The organism is Lactobacillus sp. UMNPBX1 (genome assembly GCF_002554085.1).
Lineage (GTDB): Bacteria > Bacillota > Bacilli > Lactobacillales > Lactobacillaceae > Lactobacillus > Lactobacillus crispatus.
The window spans coordinates 1-18,369 of sequence record NZ_PCZI01000023.1 but is presented as its reverse complement, the minus strand read 5'-3'; the positions used below and the strand labels follow the sequence as shown (position 1 = coordinate 18,369).

14 protein-coding genes and 1 other RNA gene are annotated in these 18,369 nt (G+C 35.0%); 12 read left to right on the top strand and 3 right to left on the bottom strand.

What is annotated here, in order from left to right; genetic code table 11:
- From addA to nth, 6 genes are all read left to right on the top strand, one after another.
- On the top strand, nt 1-3,609 hold the full coding sequence (addA, locus tag CP352_RS09610; protein WP_089143298.1) for a helicase-exonuclease AddAB subunit AddA: 3,609 nt from the start codon (nt 1-3) through the stop codon (nt 3,607-3,609).
- Nucleotides 3,610-3,624: 15 nt separating this feature from the next.
- Entirely contained in the window at nt 3,625-6,405 is a 2,781-nt protein-coding gene (locus tag CP352_RS09605) for a DnaQ family exonuclease/DinG family helicase (RefSeq protein ID WP_089143299.1), read from the top strand.
- 2 nt (nt 6,406-6,407) lie between these two features.
- A complete protein-coding gene (locus tag CP352_RS09600) occupies nt 6,408-6,905 on the top strand; it encodes a hypothetical protein (RefSeq protein ID WP_013086404.1) in 498 nt (165 codons plus the stop codon).
- A gap of 53 nt (nt 6,906-6,958) precedes the next feature.
- Nucleotides 6,959-8,257, top strand: a complete 1,299-nt coding sequence (gene asnS, locus CP352_RS09595; RefSeq protein WP_089143300.1) for an asparagine--tRNA ligase — start codon at nt 6,959-6,961, stop codon at nt 8,255-8,257.
- A gap of 78 nt (nt 8,258-8,335) precedes the next feature.
- Nucleotides 8,336-8,980 carry a DnaD domain protein gene (locus tag CP352_RS09590; protein ID WP_005719684.1) on the top strand — a complete coding sequence of 215 codons (645 nt, stop codon included), beginning with the start codon at nt 8,336-8,338 and terminating at the stop codon, nt 8,978-8,980.
- 2 nt (nt 8,981-8,982) lie between these two features.
- Nucleotides 8,983-9,612, top strand: a complete 630-nt coding sequence (gene nth, locus CP352_RS09585; RefSeq protein ID WP_061204729.1) for an endonuclease III — start codon at nt 8,983-8,985, stop codon at nt 9,610-9,612.
- Between the two features lie 154 nt (nt 9,613-9,766).
- On the opposite strand, the gene CP352_RS09580 is transcribed toward nth, so the two are convergent.
- Both CP352_RS09580 and recU read right to left on the bottom strand, forming a co-directional pair.
- On the bottom strand, nt 9,767-12,079 hold the full coding sequence (locus CP352_RS09580) for a PBP1A family penicillin-binding protein (protein ID WP_089143301.1): 2,313 nt from the start codon (nt 12,077-12,079) through the stop codon (nt 9,767-9,769).
- Between the two features lie 2 nt (nt 12,080-12,081).
- A complete protein-coding gene (recU, locus tag CP352_RS09575; protein WP_005723080.1) occupies nt 12,082-12,711 on the bottom strand; it encodes a Holliday junction resolvase RecU in 630 nt (209 codons plus the stop codon).
- A gap of 70 nt (nt 12,712-12,781) precedes the next feature.
- Here recU and CP352_RS09570 point away from each other — a divergent pair, with 70 nt between their 5' ends.
- The 6 genes from CP352_RS09570 to CP352_RS09545 all read left to right on the top strand — a co-directional run bounded on the left by CP352_RS09570 (nt 12,782) and on the right by CP352_RS09545 (nt 17,163).
- Nucleotides 12,782-13,351, top strand: coding sequence for a DUF1273 domain-containing protein (locus CP352_RS09570; protein WP_005719679.1), 570 nt, complete (start codon nt 12,782-12,784; stop codon nt 13,349-13,351).
- A 93-nt stretch (nt 13,352-13,444) separates the two neighbouring features.
- Nucleotides 13,445-13,855 carry a DivIVA domain-containing protein gene (locus CP352_RS09565; RefSeq protein WP_005723079.1) on the top strand — a complete coding sequence of 137 codons (411 nt, stop codon included), beginning with the start codon at nt 13,445-13,447 and terminating at the stop codon, nt 13,853-13,855.
- Between the two features lie 26 nt (nt 13,856-13,881).
- Nucleotides 13,882-14,249, top strand: an RNA gene (gene rnpB, locus CP352_RS09560) — RNase P RNA component class B.
- 66 nt (nt 14,250-14,315) lie between these two features.
- Nucleotides 14,316-15,440: a class I SAM-dependent RNA methyltransferase gene (locus CP352_RS09555; RefSeq protein ID WP_089147480.1), complete on the top strand. Its 1,125-nt coding sequence runs from the start codon at nt 14,316-14,318 to the stop codon at nt 15,438-15,440.
- A gap of 3 nt (nt 15,441-15,443) precedes the next feature.
- Nucleotides 15,444-16,676, top strand: a complete 1,233-nt coding sequence (locus CP352_RS09550) for a metallophosphoesterase (protein WP_005722382.1) — start codon at nt 15,444-15,446, stop codon at nt 16,674-16,676.
- A gap of 49 nt (nt 16,677-16,725) precedes the next feature.
- Nucleotides 16,726-17,163: a hypothetical protein gene (locus tag CP352_RS09545; RefSeq protein ID WP_005726999.1), complete on the top strand. Its 438-nt coding sequence runs from the start codon at nt 16,726-16,728 to the stop codon at nt 17,161-17,163.
- A 141-nt stretch (nt 17,164-17,304) separates the two neighbouring features.
- Here CP352_RS09545 and CP352_RS09540 read toward each other — a convergent pair whose 3' ends face one another.
- Nucleotides 17,305-17,928: a non-canonical purine NTP pyrophosphatase gene (locus CP352_RS09540; protein WP_005722384.1), complete on the bottom strand. Its 624-nt coding sequence runs from the start codon at nt 17,926-17,928 to the stop codon at nt 17,305-17,307.
- Nucleotides 17,929-18,369: the final 441 nt, after the last annotated feature.

Below are 18,369 nucleotides of genomic sequence, written 5' to 3'. Positions count from 1 at the left end.
TTGTCTCAATTTACTAAAGAGCAACAACAAGCAATTGATGATCGAGGTCATGATATTCTGGTTTCTGCTTCTGCAGGTAGTGGTAAGACAACTGTTCTTGTTGAGCGCGTTTTAAGGGAGATTCTTTCGGGAACCCAAGTTGATGAATTATTAGTAATTACATTTACCAAAGCAGCAGCTGAAGAAATGAAAACTAGAATTAAACAGGCATTATCAGCTGAATTAGCAAAGCCGGGATCTAATCGCAGATATTTACGTGAGCAGCTAAATCAAGTGGATACTGCTAATATTTCTACAATTGATGCATTTTGTCTAGAAGTAATCCATCGCTTTTATTACTCTGTAAACTTAGATCCAAGTTTTAGTATTCTAACTGATGATACTCAAGCTGCATTGTTAAAAGAACGTGCATTACGTGAAATTGAAGGGGAGTTTCTAGAAGAGAAAGACGTAAATTTTAGGCATTTTTATGATAACTTTGCAGGGGATCGAGATGCGGATAGCCCGCGCGACTTGTTGCTAGATTTGTATGATTTTGCCATGGCCAAACCTGAGTATCGCTCATGGTTAAAAAAATTGGTTGATGTTTACGTGGTTAATGGCAGTATCGTGGAATCTGATTTGTGGCAAAAACAGATTAAGCCATACTTGCTCACTAGTATTGGCGACTTACAAGGGAAAATTAATGATTATTTAGAAAATCCAGTAATAGAAACAAAAGAGCTAGCTAAGGCTAAGGAAGCTTTTACCTTGTTTGCACAAAATTTAGATCATTTTGTTTTTGCTTTAGAAAATGATGCAGACTACGATAAACAACGAGAACTATTACGTTCGTGTGTTTTTACAGCGAATTATCGTAAGTCAAGTAAATGGGATGAAGATGTTCTAAATTTTTATGAAGACCTACAAAAGTTAAAAGATGAAGCAAAAAATTTGGTTTTTGATACTTTTACTTCATTTTTTGCTGTTGATGAACAAGAACAAATTAAAGTCATGAAGCGCGGCCAAAAGATTGTTGCTGCAATTGCTAAATCCGAGCTAGCCTTGATTGATCGGTTTAATAAGCTGAAGCGCAGTGAAAATTTGCTTGACTATAGTGATATGGAACAATTGGCTTATCAGATTTTGAGTCAAGATACATCGAATTCTCAAATGGCTCGTGAATTTTATCAAAATAAATTCAAAGAGATTTTGATTGATGAATATCAGGATATTAATGCTTTGCAAGAAAATATCATCCAGCAAATCAAAAATAAAGATAAAAATACGCTTTTCATGGTTGGTGATGTAAAGCAGTCGATCTATGGCTTTAGACAAGCAGAGCCAAGCTTATTTTTAAAAAAATACCATGATTTTGCCAATGATGATAATAAACAAACCAAAAGAATTCTGTTGTCAGATAATTTCCGCTCTACTGAGCCGGTTACCAAAATTGTAAATCAAGTATTTAAAAGTGTGCTAAGTTCAGATTTTGGCGGGATTGACTATCAAAAAGAAGGACAATTGATTTTTGGTGCTAAGTATTATCCTGAAAACACTCCTAAAGCTAGTGAAGTAATTGTTCATGAAAAGAAAAATAGCAGTAATGAAGATGAAAATGAGATAGATTTTTCTGAAATTCAAATGGTTTTAGCACGTATTAAGCAACTAAAAGAAGAGCGTGTACAAATCTTTGATAGTAAAACAGGAATGAGAGAGTTACGTTACAGTGATATTGCTATCTTGACTAGAAGTCGTAGTGATAATTTGGAAATAATGCAGGAATTTGCTAAGCAGGATATACCATTATTTGTAACTGATGCGAAGAATTATTTTCAAACTTTTGAATTGACTGTTATGATGAACTACTTAAAGATCATTGATAATCCCGATCAGGATATTCCATTAGTTTCAGTTTTACGTTCGCCTTTGTTTAATTTTGGTGAAAAGGATTTAGCTAAAATTCGTATCAAGAGTAAGAACTCTACTTTCTATAGTGCATTGACTTCTTATGTAGGTGTAGGAGATGAATTAAGTACTCGAATCAAAGATTTTTTAAATCAACTAGCTGATTTGCGCAAGTTTGCCACGGCACATCGTATTTCTGAATTGATTTGGAGCATTTATGCTAGGACAAATTTATTAGAGATAATGACCGCACTACCTAATGGTGAACAGCGACGAGTTAATCTAGAAGCTTTATATGAACGTGCTGCTTCATATGAGAGTGCAGGGTTCAAGGGATTATACCAATTTATCAATTTTATTAATCGGATGCGGCAAAGTCAGAAGGACTTGGCACAGCCTTTATTAACTAAAGAAGCTGGTAATGCGGTCAGATTAATGACTATTCATGGTTCTAAGGGACTAGAATTTCCGATCGTGTTTTATGTGGGGATGCAGCATAAATATCAAATGCGTGATTTAAAAGGTAACTATGTGATTAGCTCAGATAGTATAGGAATTACGCTCCGTGAAGAACATTATCGGATTGACTCTTTAGTTAAAGCGATGGGAAATGTAACTAAAAAAAGGCAATTATTAGAAGAAGAAGCGCGAATTCTTTATGTAGCATTAACGCGGGCTAAGCAGAAATTAATTTTGGTTGGCGATGTTCCTAATCTGGATAAACGAGTTAAAGAATGGTCGACTGAACTAAATCAGATTGGTCAATTATCATTAGCAGATAAGTTATCTTCCACTAGTCCATTGAGTTTTATGGGACCTGCGTTGGCTTTAGATCGTCACCTAGCTGTGAAAATGTCTGATATTACTAATTCGTTGGATAAGAGTCAGTCGTTTTTGTATATTAATTATGAAAATGCTAACGGTGAACTACCTGATTATCAGAAAGCGGAGACAAGTAATGATAAAACGCAAAGTAACCTTTTAAATCAAACCACGAAACGGCTTTATCAATTTAATTATCCGTTTAAAGATGCTAGTGAAACTACAGCTTATCAGGCGGTATCTGAAATAAAAAAAGCATTCAACGATCCGATCGAGACCGAATTAGAGAATGCTCACTTATTGACATCGACTAATCGTTATTTACAACCGATTGATACTAAACCTAATTTCTTGTATCAAACTAAGTTTACTGGTGCAGAAATTGGAACTGCTACACACATGATTTTGCAGTATTATGATTATCAAGGCAATGGTGCTGAAGATCAACTAGAAGTAGAAATTCAAGAATTGATTAAGCAAAAGAAACTGAATCCAGAAATTGTTTCTAGTTTAAAGAAAGACCAAATTGAGTGGTTTGTTCATAGCAATTTTGCCGAGGAATTTTGGCAAAAGCCAGAGAATTTAAAGCGAGAAATAGATTTTTCTAGTTTAATCTCCGCTAAAACTTTGTTTAAAAACTTTTCAGATCCTAATGCCAAAATTTTGGTTCATGGTACAATTGATGGCTATTTTGTCAAAAATGATGGTATTATTTTGTTTGACTACAAAACTGACCACGTTGATCAATCGCATTTATCTGAATCAATTGAATTGATTAAAGAAAAATATACAGGTCAGCTTAGACTATATGAACAAGCTATCAATGAATTTAGTCAAAAAAAAGTTATTGGAAAATATTTAATTCTGCTTGATGCTAAACAAGCGGTTGAAGTGAAATAGAGGAAGGAGGAAATTATGGCAAAAAGTTTTACTAAAGATACATTTGCTGTAGTTGATCTAGAGACTACAGGAACGCAACGTGAGAATGGGCATCATATTATTCAGTTTGGGTGTGCTATTATTAAAAATCTCAAGGTAGTTAAAACTTATTCATTTTTGATCAATCCGCATCGTGAAATACCACAATCAGTTGTTAATTTAACCGGAATTAATGATCAAGATGTAGCAAAACAAAGAGATTTTGATTATTATGCACCCAAAATTACTAAAATTTTGCAAAATACTGTTTTCGTAGCTCATAATGTTGACTTTGATTTGCCTTTTTTGAATTATGAACTAGTGCAACATGGTTATGAGGCACTTACAAATAAAGCAATTGATACTGTAGAACTGGCTAAGATTGCTTTTCCGACTTTTCCATCTTATAAATTGAGTGATTTGACAACACAATTGGGGATTAAACATTTAGATCCACATAAGGCAGATTCTGATGCTTATGGGACTGCAGTTTTATTGCTTGAAATTTTTAATAAATTAGAAAGTCTACCTCAAGCTACACTGAATACCCTCAGTTCATTATCTCATGGGCTTATTCGGGATACATCTTGGGTGATTACAACGATTGCAGATAATTTACGTCAAGAAAAACGGCCTTTAGGTAAAGAATATATGCAAGTGCGTAATATTATTCTGCAAAAACAAAATGATAATTCTGAAGCACATGGTGGGAATGCTAAATTCCCAAAGACTGACTCAGAGAAACAAAAGCTATTTAAAGGTCATTTAAACTTTCGTAGAGCTCAAGTCGACCTAATTAATCATTTGCATCAGTTTATTAATGATCCAGATAAAAGGGCGATGCTAATTGAAGCACCTAACGGGACCGGGAAAACTTTTTCTTATCTTTTTGCTTATGCTTATCAGCTTTATTCTGGTAGAAAATTAGTTGTAGCTACACCAACTAAAGTGTTGCAAGAACAAGTGATTGAACATGAAATTCCGCAGTTATTTAAGGTGACTAAGTTGGATTTGACTGCAGAAGTAGTTAAGTCAAGTAGTCGTTACCTTGACCTTGACGGATTTGTACAGACGATTTTTCAAGGTACACCGAATAAGCAAACCTTGATATTACAGATGCAGATACTGGTTTGGCTGACTAAGACTAAAACTGGTGATTTAGATGAATTAAATTTAACTAACTATAATGCACCACTCTTTGCACAGATTCAACATCCAGGGGATGCAAGAGTAGGTAGCCGTTTTGCAGGGGTCGATTTTTGGAATTTAGCGCGTAAACGACAAGAAGAAGCGGATATATTGGTGACTAATCATGCTTATTTGGCTAACCACTATATGGATACAATTTGGGGTCAGAATCCGTATTTAGTCATTGATGAAGCTCATCGTTTCACAGACAATGTCGTAAGTTCGCGTAATGATTCTTTACGTTTTGAAGCTTTGTGGGGAGTTTTAAGTCATCTCCGTAATTTGCTTTATTTCTCAGATGAAAGTGTTGAAGCGCAATTTAATGATGATGTGCAGCTGAACCTTTTACTAAAGAAAATAGATCCTAAAATTTTGGAATTAATTCAGTTAATTAATGAATTACAAAAGCAACTTTATTTTCAAAGAGATAATGCTGTTAATCGGACAGTTTTAGCTAATGGTAATCTAGAACTTAGTTTTCAAGGAAAAAGTTTATTTGGCGGAAATAGCAAGTTTAAAGCGATTTTACCTAAGTTCCAACAAAAATTAGAAGAGGTTAGGGACTTAACTAATCAGGTTTTATTTGAATTATATAATGAACAAGAACGCATGCTGGCTAATGTTGAGGTATTAGTCAATGAGATTACGGAACAAATTGATCGCCTAGATTATTACTCTGAAAAGGGCTATCAATTGGCTGATTTGCTTTCTGATCAAAAAGGTTTAGAGCAAGATGGTTTTATTTTGATGATTACTAATCCTGATGATCCACTAAGTACCAATTTAGACTGGTTAATGCTTGATGCTGGTGAAGTATTAAAACAAATCTATAGTCGTTTTGACCATATTGCCTTCGTCAGTGCTACTTTAACCAGTAATCGAAATTTTGAATATGCAATCAACCAGTTAGCTTTAACAGAATTACATCCGGTTGAATATATTGGTAAAAGTACTTTTAATATAAAAAAGCATTTGCAGGTACTGGCAGTTAATAATATGCCTAGCCCTGATAGTGAAGAATTTGAAAAGACTATTGCACAAATTTTACTTAGTGACATTCAAGATAAGCACCATGCACTTGTTTTGATGACTAATTTAGAAAAAATTAAAACTGTTTTTACCATGATTATGAATGAGCCACAGCTAAAAGATTTTGAAATCTTGGCCCAGGGATTGTCTGGTTCCAATAACCGAATTGCTAAGAGGTTTGTAATTGCTAAAAAGTCAATTATAATTGGTGCTGATAGTTTTTGGGAGGGAATTGATTTTCATGATTGTGGGATTGATACTGTTTTTGCGGCAAAAATCCCGTTTGAATCTCCTGATCAACCTGAAGTTCGTTTAAGGCAGAAGAAATTGGAAGATCAGGGAATCGATTCTTTTACTAAAGATAGTTTACCAAGAGCTGTCATTCGTTTTAGACAAGGAATGGGCCGTTTAATTAGAGGAGAACAGGATCATGGTCAATTTGTAATTTTAGACCCAAGATTATGGACTAAAGATTATGGTCAAGAGTTCCTTCAAACGATTCCTGTCAAAGTTGAAAAGGTTACTAGAGAAGAATTAAAAAAGAAATTAGAAAATAAATAATTATGTTACAAGATGATACAAGACAAACAATCAAGTTTGTGAGTTGGGTAATTGGTTTGATAATAGTTGCCTTTCTAGCCAGCATTGCTATCTTTTATTATGCTGGATCTAGAAGTCGGGGCAATGATCAAAAAGTTACGCAATTAGCTACTAGTAAAACACCAATTAGAAAGATTCAAAACTATTATCATTTAGATCGCGGCACTAGCAGCTATGCTATAGCAGGCACCAATAATAAGGGAAAACAATATTACTTTATTTATTTGCCAAATTCTAAAAAGGCATATCTATATCCTGCGGCCAAAGGAATCACTGAATCTAAGATTAAAAATAAGTTTAAATCTATCCATACGGATGCTACAATAAATAATATTAATCTTGGTTGGTATAAGGGTGAGGCCGTTTGGGAAGTGGCCTACAAAAAACAAAACGGCAACCTAGGTTATACTTTATATGAATTCAAAAATGGAAATGATATCTCAGAAGTCGATAATTTGTAGAAACTTTGGTATTATGGAAATTGTATAATTGATAAAAAGGTGGATAGGAATTTATGACAGAATTGATTTCAATTAAAGATTCTTCTAAACATGTTGACGAAGAAGTTAAGATGCATGTTTGGTTAACAGATAAAAGATCAAGCGGAAAGATTATCTTTTTGCAATTACGTGATGGTACTGCATTCTTCCAAGGGGTAATTCGCAAGAATGATGTATCAGAAGAAGTGTTTGAAGCTGCTAAGGAATTACGTCAAGAAGCCAGCTTTTACATTACTGGTACTGTTCACAAGGATGAGCGTTCACACTTTGGCTATGAAATTCAAATTTCAGATTTAAAGGTAGTTTCAAATAATGAAGGCTATCCAATCACTAATAAGGAACACGGTGTTGATTTCTTACTTGATCACCGTCATTTGTGGTTAAGATCAAAGAAGCCATTTGCTATTATGCAAATTAGAAACACGATGTTTAAGGCTACAGTAGACTTCTTTGAAAAGGAAGGTTTCATCAAATTTGATGCGCCTATCTTTATGCACTCAGCTCCAGAGGGCACTACGCAATTATTCCATGTAGAATACTTTGATCATGATGCATACCTTTCACAATCAGGTCAATTGTATGGTGAAGCAGGTGCAATGGCTTATGGTAAGATCTTTACTTTTGGCCCAACCTTTAGAGCTGAAGAATCAAAGGGTCGTCGTCACATGACTGAATTCTGGATGATGGAACCAGAAATGGCTTGGATGCATCAAGATGAATCGTTAGATATTCAAGAAAGATATCTTGCCTACATGGTGAAGCAAGTTCTAGAAAATAATGAATATGAACTTAAGATTCTTGGTAGAGATCCTGAAAAACTTCGCCCAACTACTGAAGGTAACTTCGTTCGTCTTCCATACGATGATGCAATTAAAATGCTTCAAGATGCTGGACGTGATATTAAGTGGGGCGATGACTTTGGTGCTCCAGATGAAGGCTATATTTCAGAACAATATGATCGTCCAGTCTTCATTGTCAACTATCCAACCTCAATTAAGCCATTCTATATGAAGAAGAATCCTGATAATCCTAAGGAATACTTATGTGCTGATGTAATTGCACCAGAAGGTTATGGTGAAATTTTTGGTGGCTCAGAACGTGAAGGAAATTACGAAATCCTTAAGCAACAAATTCTTGACGCTGGTTTGAATTTGGAGGACTACCAATGGTACCTTGACTTACGTAAATTTGGTGGAGTTCCTCACTCAGGTTTCGGTATGGGCTTTGAACGTACTATTGCTTGGGTTTGTCACCTTGACCACATTCGTGAAGCAATTCCGTTCCCAAGATTGATTAACAGAATGCAACCTTAATTTGGTTAATAATTAAATATTGATACACAAAGTTGGACTAGTTATTAGTTCAACTTTTGTTTTTGAAAGGAAATTATTTTGGAATTTAATGATTATCGGGCATTAGGCTTTACAACCTTACAAAATGGATTGATCGCTTACTACCCTCAATTAGGCATTAGTGATGCTGAACTAATTTTGATAATCCAATTGGAAGCATTTAGCCAACGAGGTGAGAGTTTTCCATCTAATGAAAAGATTGCTGCTAATACTAATTTATCGGTTAGTGATGTGGGTAATCTTATTCAGCGGCTAATTGAACGAAATTATTTAACTATTGAACAAATGACTGATAGTCAGGATAAAATTGGTAATAAATATAGTCTCAATAAGTTGTATAATGCACTTGATCACTATATTGATCAAAACGTCTTGATCAAAGATAAGAAAAAAGATAAAACTGTTTCAGTTGCTAATAATTTAGAAAATAATCCGTTAAATTATTTGTCACGAAAAGTAGAAGTTGAATTTGGTCGCTATCTGAGTCCAATTGAACGAGAAGAGATTGCGCAATGGTTAAGTGTGGATCACTATGCTCCTGAATTAATTGAACTTGCTTTGCGAGAGGCTGTATTGTCTCAGGCATATTCTTTAAAGTATATTGATCGTGTTTTACTTAATTGGCAAAGGCATAGTCTGAAAACAACTGATGAAGTTGAGAGATTTTTGAAAAGGAATCGATAAAAATGACAGAAGATTTATTGAGTGATGAAGAAGCACGTAGAGTTTTGAAAAAAATTTTAGCATTGTATCCTGACGCACAAGGTGAATTGCAATGGGATACTAACTTTCATTTACTTTGTGCGGTTATGTTGAGCGCACAAACGACTGATAAGATGGTTAATCGTGTTATGCCTAGTTTTAGTAAAATGTTCCCAACCCCAGAAGTAGTAGCAAAAGCTCCAATTGAAGAGATTGAGCATGAGATAAAAACTATTGGTCTATTTCGTTCAAAAGCTAAACATTTAAAGGCCACTGCGCAAATTTTGGTCGACAAATATAATGGACAGGTTCCTAAGGATAAAAAGTTATTGATGACCTTACCAGGGGTGGGAGAGAAAACTGCTAACGTTGTTTTGGCTGAAGGCTATGGTGTGCCAGCTATTGCTGTTGATACTCATGTGTCACGGATTTCTAAAAAGTTCCATATTGTAGATGACAAAGCTACTCCACATGAAGTAGAGAAGCGATTAGAAGCAATTTTACCTAAAAGTGAATGGATAAAAACGCACCATGCGATGATTCTATTTGGTCGTTATACAATGCCAGCTCGAGCTAAAGGCGATCCGTATTCTTATTTAAATTCCGAAAAGTAAAGCCGAAATAAATTCGGCTTTTTTTATTGAATAATTTTATATAATCTGTTGTTACTAAATTTTAATTTTACAATTTCAGGCCTCAACTACGTTTCGGCCAAAATAAAAACAGATAACAAAACGCTATCTGTTAATAAATATATTTAATTATTGCCTAGTCATTATCCGAATCATCATTACGTTCATGTGATTCTTCCTCAGGTTTTCTCGTTGATGAACTTTGTTGTGTTGAAGAAGATTGTGTTCTTCTTTGAGAGGAAGAGGCTCGCTGACTGCTATTGGATTGAGATGATGAGCCATTTTCACGACTTGATGATGATTGAGTAACTGCAGTTCTAGAAGATGAAGGAGTAGTTCCAGTATTATCGCTTGAAGTATCAGTTTCTTCGTCGTCTTCATCATAACTTGCTGCACTATTACCAATTCCGGCTGGGGCATGGCCTCGAACAAATAATTGCCAAGTGCCGCCACTAGTTGCTAATTCTGGAGGATTAGAGTTATTTACAATTTTCGCTCTTACAACTGAGCTAGGCTGTTTCCAGTCTAGGTTAGGCTTATTGTTCATTAGGTAGGTCATCATACTCTTATACATTAGCTGTGCAGATTGTTGACCTATTCCAGAAATAGTACCGTCCTTTAAATTATCGTAACCAGTCCAAACACCCATAACATATGATCTGGTATAACCAACGAACCATGAATCTTTTGGAGTTGAATTATAGCTTGGGTACTTAGCTAGATCTTCATCAGAGTATTTAACAGTACCGGTTTTACCAGCTTGATAAAGATCTGCAATTTTTGCATTAGTACCAGAGCCTCGTTTGATTACGCCTTTAAGCATATCGGTAATCATATAGGCAGTTGATTTCTTCATTACACGTACACCATTTGAATCATAATTTCTGGTTAATCCATCTGGTGTTTCAATCTTAGAAACAAATTGCGGCTTGTGGTATACGCCCATGGTGGCAAAAGCACTATAAGCACCAGTCATTTGTAAACTAGACGCATTAGCGCCAATTGCTACTGATAAACCAGATTTTGGTGAAACATTAACGCCCATTCGGCGAGCAAAAGCTGAAGCCCGTTTTACTCCAACTTCAGCAAGAGTTTTAACAGCTGGAACATTACGTGACTGCTCCAATGCATGTCGCATAGTCATCATCCCGTCGTATTTGTTGTCCCAGTCATATAATTGGATATTGGTACCAGGATAAACATACTTACTGTCATCAAACATTTTTGCTGTTGACCAATTCAAGTATTGAATAGCAGGTGCATAGTCAAGTACTGGCTTAATTGACGAACCGGTAGAGCGTACAGTTTGAACAGCCCGGTCTAATCCTAATTGAACAGAAGGTAAGTGACGTCCACCTAAGATTGCAACAACATGACCATTGTTTGGATCAACTACAGTTGCACCAATTTGCATTTTATTGTTTGTAAAAGGTACAGAACCGTTGTTAGCTAACTCGTACAGCTTGTTTTGAGCTTTTTGATCGATATTAATAGTAATCTTTAAATTATCGTGATATGGATCAAAGCCTTTGCTCTTAACTTCAGAAATTACCTCTTTAATGTATGGATCATCAATTTTTCTAAGCTTAGACTCGTTATTATTTCGATGTGATTTAAGTCCCTTACTAATTGGTTCAGCAACTGCTTGATTGTACTCAGCTTTAGTAATTTTGTCATTTTGTAGCATAGTCTTTAAAACAATATCACGCCGGTATTTGGCCTTTTGCGGATAAAGATATGGATCATATGCAACAGGTGCATTCGGCATCCCTGCAATCAATGCAGTTTGTGCCAAATCTAACTTACTTAGTGGCTTACCATAGTAGTAGTTAGAAGCAGTACCCATGCCATAATTTCCATAGTTCATAAAGACTTTATTAATATAAAATTCTAAGATTTGGTCTTTACTGAATTCATGTTGGACTTTCATAGCTAACCAAGCTTCTTGAGCTTTTCTCTTCAGAGTACGTTGAGAAGCGGCAGTAGAGAAGACCGTTAGCTTAACTAACTGCTGGGTTATAGTAGAACCACCTGCAGCAATACTATTACTTTTGGCATTAGTTAACATAGAACCAATAATTCTAATTGGGTCAACGCCTAACTTATCTTTGTAAAAACGTTTGTCTTCTACTGAAACTACAGCATCTTTTAATTGCTGAGGAATGTCTTTATTTTTAACATAAATTCTTTTTTCAGAACCAAGTGATAGTAAAAACTTACCATTATTAGTATATAGACTTGAAGATTTACCACTCTGCAATTGGTCCTGACTAATGTTAGGAGCATCTTTGGCATAAAAAGCAAAAAGCCCGATTCCAGAGATTACTATTAAAAATATCAGCAAAAAGATCCATTTAATGATTCTAATCCATAAGTGGCCACTACTTGGCCTTCGACCATGATAGTCTCTTCGTGATTCTCGTTTCATATTATTGTTATTATCTGCCATGATTATCTTTTCCTATCTGCAATGAATTTATCTACCGCCTTAAGATAAGGCAGTGTAGGACGAAAGCCACTTTTGATTTCAAAAGAATTGTTTTCAATTTCTTTTAAAGTCATTGAGCTTTTATCTTTTTTTCGCCAAGCTCGAATTACAAAACTAGCTGGAGTAACAAAGTAGCGCTCTAAGCTAGCGAACCTAATAATTGTAAAACAAATTCCTTGTTGTTTTAAGCATTCGTCCAAGTGAAAAATTTGGTGTTCATGAAAGTTTTTTAATGGGAAGTTAGTTTTATTCCGTGTTTCTTTTGCCTCAAAATCGAGATAGTACCCTTTATAAACACCATTATAGTCAGTTGTTGAAGCTTGCCTAAAGTAAGCTTCACGAATGACCGCCTTAGAACGTTTGGGATAATCAACTTTAACAATTTGAATTGGGGTTGGCTTTTTATGAACAACTGCAATTTCTTCCATTAAATAATATTTATTAGATTCATTGATTTGTTGCTCAAGTGTCATCCCACGATCAGAAAAGTTAACACCTTTTTTATGATGATATGATCGGTGAACTGGATGTTCATCTTTTTTAGTTACAGGTTTTCTAAATGCGGCTAAACTACCGCTAGGATATTTGACCATTGTCCTCACTCCTGTTAGCATTATAGCAATAAAGACTACATTTTTGAACATAAAGGGGGGGCTTAAACAAATGCAGCGTTTATGGGTGACTGGCTATCGCAGCTATGAATTAAATGTTTTTGGCGATCGTGATCCCAAGATAACTGTCATTAAATATGCCCTAAAAAATTACCTGACAAGTCTACTGGATGATGGGCAATTGGACTGGATTATTACTGGAGCTAACCTCGGTGTCGAACAGTGGACAGCTGAGGTTGGACTTGAATTAGGAGAAAAATATCCGGTAAGAACATCAATAATGATTCCATATGAAGAATTTGCTAATCGATGGAATGATAGTAACAAAGCTAAATTCTTAAATTTGAAGGAAAAAGTGGACTTTTTTGCTTCAACTTCTAATACCCCTTATCAAAGTCCACTTCAATTACGTAATTATCAAAATTTTATGATTCAGCATACTGATCGAGCATTGATGATCTATGATTCAGAGCACCCAGGTAAACCTAAATATGATTATAATTTAATCCAAAAATACCAGGAAACTAAAGAATATCCATTAGATTTAATTGATTTTTATGATTTACAAGATGCAGCTGAAGAATACCAAGAAAATCATCAAATAAATCATTTTTCTGAATAATATGGTAAAAATTTTATTAAAGTCTGTTTCTTTATTTTCAGTCAGCGTTGTTTTTGCTAAAATAGGGTGGAATGTAAAGGAGTTGTCAGTAAGATGGCAAATTTAAATGATATAAAATTATCAGGACAAGATATATTAAAGAAACAATTCAAAAGTAAAGTAAAGGGATATGATCCCGATGAAGTTGATGCATACTTAGATGAAGTAATTTCTGATTATACTACTTTTCAACAAATTATCGAAGATTTGTATGGTCAGATCGGTACGCTCCAACGTCAATTAATGGATGAAAAGCAAAAAGCAAAGAAAACAGTTGAGGCTGAAGAAGAAAAGGTTAAGACTTATATGCCAACGCATAGAAGAAGTGCGCCTGTGAAGTTTGCAGAAGATGCAGATGATACTCAAGGTGAAATTTCGACTAATATGGCTATTATTCAACGGATTTCAACTTTGGAAAGAAAAGTTTATAATCTAGAACAACACGTTTATGGATTAAAGCATTAATTTTTGCTATAATGATTAACAGTGTGAATTTTGAGTAGGCGCGGCTAGCTTATGTTAGCTGAGGAAAGTCCACGCACACACAGACTGCGATGTTTGTAGTGATCGTATTCAGCCTAACAAGCTGGAGGGGGACGTTAGTCTTCACGGCGGAAAAAGTGCTAAATCTTCGGACATGCATTACTATCCTGAAAAGTGCCACAGTGACGAAGCAAGGTCAGAAATGGCTTTGGTGGAACGAGGTAAACCCTGCGAGTGTGAAACCCAAATTTGGTGGGGGAGTTTCGGCCTAAGGAAATGAACTAAAGGTCGGATTATTGCTTTAAGCAGTAAAGATAGATGACTACTGAAGGTAATCTTTGCCAGAGATTATTGGAACAAAACGTGGCTTATAGAAATTCACACAGGCAGAGTTGGGCTTTTAGGTCCAGCTCTTTTTTATTTTGAAAATGAAAGAGTAATAATGAAAGAATACCAACTTTACGCAACTATGGGCGCTGGTTTTGAAAGTGTCGTTAATAAAGAATTACAGTCTATGGGGTATAAGACCCGTGTTGAAAATGGTCGTGTCTTTTTTAAGGGTGGTCAAGAAGATATAGTTAGAACTAATCTTTGGCTGAGAACAGCTGACCGAATTAAAATTTTGCTAAAAGAGTTTAGAGCAACAGATTTTGATACCTTATTTAATGAGATTTATGATTTTGATTGGGCTGAATTATTGCCTGTTGACGCTAAGTTTCCTGTTCAAGGTAGAGCTGTAAAATCCAAATTGCACTCTGAACCAGATGTACAGTCAATTGTAAAAAAGGCAATTGTTAATAAGATGGTTGACCAGTACCATCGTCGTGGCTTTTTGCCAGAAACTGGTAATGAATATCCCTTAGATATTCATATTTATAAAAATGTAGCTCGAATTTCGCTAGATACTACAGGCGCTAGTTTGTTTAAACGTGGCTATCGAGTAGAGCATGGTGGAGCCCCTATGAAAGAAAATTTTGCGGCCGGGCTATTAAAACTAACTCCATATAATGGTACTCACCCCTTAATTGATCCTATGACTGGTTCAGGAACTTTAGCTATTGAGGCAGCATTAATTGCTAAAAATATAGCACCAGGAACCTGGCGTAAATTTGCCTTTGATGGTTTTGACTGGTTTAACCCTAAACTACATAATGAAGTATTGGCAAAGGCTAAGAGTGAAGTTAAGTCGCTTGAAGCACCAATTTGGGCTAGTGATATTGATCAGTCTGTTCTTGAAGTAGCTAAATTAAATGCTCACAATGCAGGTGTATTGCAAGATATTCGCTTTAAACAAATCGCAGTTAAAGACTTTACTACTGATCTAGAAAATGGAATTATAATTGCGAACCCACCTTATGGTAAGCGATTGAAGGATCGTGAGTCGGCAGAAGAGCTGTATCGCCAAATGGGAGAAGTACTTAGACCGCTTAGTTCGTTCAGTCAGTATTACTTAACTGCAGATCCTAACTTTGAAAAATGTTTTGGTGCAAAGGCTACTAAGAAGCGCAAACTATTTAACGGAAATTTGCGGGTTGATTTCTATCAGTATTGGGCTAACAGAAGGTAAGAAATGATTACAAAAGAGCTTAACACAGAATTTTGGGTGATCTCGGATACGCACCTAATCGCAGATAGTTTACATGATGAAGGACAAGCCTTTTCACGCATGCAAAAAACTAGTCAAGGTAAGGATTTGTATTATCAAGAAATAGCCCTTTCTGCTTTTATGCGAATGGCACAAAGAAAAAAGCCTGCCGCAATTATTGTAACTGGTGATGTGACATTTAACGGTGAACGAGTTTCTGCTGAGAAATTTGCTCAAATTTTTAAGCCGTTGAAAGAAACTAAAGTGTTAGTTTTACCTGGAAATCACGACATTTTTGATGGGTGGGCTAGAGAATTTCGTGGTAAAAAACAGTTCTATGCTGGTGAAATTAGCCCAATGTTTTGGCGCTCGATCTTTGATAAATCATATCGTGAGGCCTTAGATGAAGACGATAATTCATTGGCTTACAGTGTCCAACTGAATCCGCAATATCTTTTAGTTTTAGCGGATTCAAATATTTATGGAAAAGAAGAGACAACAGAAGCACCGCACACTCACGGCGAAATTGGAAAAGTACAATTAAAATGGATTGAAAAACAATTTCGTTATGCGCAGGAACATCAGTTACGTCCGGTTTTATTTATGCATCATAATTTATATGCACATAATCCAGCAGTTAACAAGGGCTATGTAGTTGATGACGCTGTTGAGCTACGACGTTTGTGTGCGCGCTACAACGTGAAATTAGCTTTTTCTGGTCATATTCATGCTCAAAATATTATGGGACCACAAGACATGACGCCTACAACTGAGATCGTTACATCAAGTTTTTGTTCTAATGATCAAGGCTATGGAGTAGTGCGAGTTCATTCACGGCACATTACATATGTGCGGCGTAATTTTGATATGACAAGATATTTAACGGATGAGGAAAAGGAAAATTATACTTTAGTTCATTATCATAAGTATTTAAAAGATCTACAGCTTGGTAGTATTTCTGCGGATATGATGCAAAGTGAATTAAATCAGTATCACGAAGACATCGAGTTAGTTAGGGCGATGGGGAATTTGTTTGGCTGGATGAACTATCATTTCTTTAATGGTCATAATCATATAAAGGCTAGCGAGTTGAATAAAATCCATGCTTCTAAAGAATATCAAGTTTTGATTAAGCACCATCCTGAGTATCGGTTATATCTAAAGACGCTGTACGACACAAGTGATCACTCTAATTTACAAGTGAAGATACGATACTAAACAAATTTTAGTATAATGGATATTGATTCTAAAGAAAGCGGACATGATTATGTTAAAAGATGAAACAAAATTTGATCAATTAGGGCAAAAGCTTTTTATGAAAGGTGTTTTGCAAGACTTCGAAAAGAAAAATGGTCCAATTAAGGGCAGAATGATGGTTACAGAAGGAAAGATTCCGCCGGAAATGTTAACTAAGCTGCAATCTGAATTGATGAATAGTAGTAATTGGATTGTAGTTGAAGGTAGTTTTGATTTTTATAATTATACTGTCGGCATGATTGTAGATTTGACTACAGGTAAGCCATTAGCAAATGGATGGTTGGTACCACAATTGGGTCACCCAGGGATGCAACCTGCAGAGAAATGGCAAGAATTTTTGATTGAAAAAGTCGTTGATGCAATCGATGAAAAAGGTAAGATTAATTTGCCGCTATATGTTTGGATTTCAGATCGTAGTGATTTGACCAAGACTGATCAAGATTTATAAAAATATTTTTAATTATGTAAAGCTTAAACAAAAAGGTAGGTCAATTTTGACCTACCTTTTTTAGGATTTATTTATGAGTATTAAGAAGTTATTGAATTAAGTAAGTAGATATTATTTAACCAGTTTAATTTTCAAAGTGAGCTAGTTATTAATTGCCTGAGCAGATTTTTGAGCATCCCACCAATCGGGTAAATCACACAATAACTTATTTAATGTATTATTGCGGTGCGAAATTGAGTTTCTCTCATTGAGATTCATTTCTGCAAAGGTTTTTCCTAGTTCTGGAACTACGAATAAAGCATCGTAACCATAGTTACTGCTACCATGTGGATACTTAGCAATTAATCCACTGATTCTACCAGCACTAACAATATCATTGCTTTCTTGACCTGGCCAAGTAAAGACAAAGGTAGTGTAGTAGCTAGCTGTCCTTTTTTCACTAGAAACTCCACCTAAATAGCCTAATAATTTAGCTTTATCATCTTGACCATTATGGTGGTAAGGCAAGATTCCTAAAGAGTTAAGTAGATAATCAACACTTAGACCTGAGCTTTCTGATAATGTAGGCAAATTGGTAAATTCAGCTAAACGATGTGCTGTAGCTCTAGCATTACTTAAAAATGTTGCCTCAGAATATGACTTTTGTGGTGCATAATCTACTTCAGCTAAACCAACTACTTTGATAGGAAGACTAAGCTGGTTAAGTTTATCTTGTAATTCATTAATTTTATTTTGGTCATATGTTGTAAATAATAAACTATCCATTATTTTCCCCATGCTTTCAAAAATAGATATACCATTTATAGTGTATCCGCTTTCATATATTGCACAGTCATTGTCTTATCTTTGTGAAGTAAAGTCAAGCATAGATAATAGCTTTTATCAAAAAGTCCATATACTTCAGGTTTTTAAACTGAATAATGTTATTTTTAATGACTAAGATTGTGAAAATTATAATATGAATTCATTTCAATTTATATTACTTTTATATTTATACCAATCTTGTATAACCTTTTGATATATAATTTCTCTGAGGTTGTTTTTTTATATGAAAAAACGAAATACATTTATCACACTAAACTTGTATCAAATTACACAAGATAGAGTGATTAATCAATTAATAAAAAAATAAAATTGTATTTTAATAAAAAGGCGGATTGTAAAATCAAATTGAACACTTCGTTCAAATATTAAAAAAAGTCCATT

What these genes read in the sequence shown, in the direction of transcription:
- CP352_RS09540 (WP_005722384.1), bottom strand. Translation starts at nt 17,928, where the DNA reads ATGGATAGTTTATTATTTACAACATATGACCAAAATAAAATTAATGAA.
- CP352_RS09555 (WP_089147480.1), top strand. Translation starts at nt 14,316, where the DNA reads ATGAAAGAATACCAACTTTACGCAACTATGGGCGCTGGTTTTGAAAGT.
- CP352_RS09605 (WP_089143299.1), top strand. Translation starts at nt 3,625, where the DNA reads ATGGCAAAAAGTTTTACTAAAGATACATTTGCTGTAGTTGATCTAGAG.
- CP352_RS09545 (WP_005726999.1), top strand. Translation starts at nt 16,726, where the DNA reads ATGTTAAAAGATGAAACAAAATTTGATCAATTAGGGCAAAAGCTTTTT.
- CP352_RS09550 (WP_005722382.1), top strand. Translation starts at nt 15,444, where the DNA reads ATGATTACAAAAGAGCTTAACACAGAATTTTGGGTGATCTCGGATACG.
- CP352_RS09600 (WP_013086404.1), top strand. Translation starts at nt 6,408, where the DNA reads ATGTTACAAGATGATACAAGACAAACAATCAAGTTTGTGAGTTGGGTA.
- nth (WP_061204729.1), top strand. Translation starts at nt 8,983, where the DNA reads ATGACAGAAGATTTATTGAGTGATGAAGAAGCACGTAGAGTTTTGAAA.
- CP352_RS09565 (WP_005723079.1), top strand. Translation starts at nt 13,445, where the DNA reads ATGGCAAATTTAAATGATATAAAATTATCAGGACAAGATATATTAAAG.
- asnS (WP_089143300.1), top strand. Translation starts at nt 6,959, where the DNA reads ATGACAGAATTGATTTCAATTAAAGATTCTTCTAAACATGTTGACGAA.
- recU (WP_005723080.1), bottom strand. Translation starts at nt 12,711, where the DNA reads ATGGTCAAATATCCTAGCGGTAGTTTAGCCGCATTTAGAAAACCTGTA.
- CP352_RS09570 (WP_005719679.1), top strand. Translation starts at nt 12,782, where the DNA reads ATGCAGCGTTTATGGGTGACTGGCTATCGCAGCTATGAATTAAATGTT.
- CP352_RS09580 (WP_089143301.1), bottom strand. Translation starts at nt 12,079, where the DNA reads ATGGCAGATAATAACAATAATATGAAACGAGAATCACGAAGAGACTAT.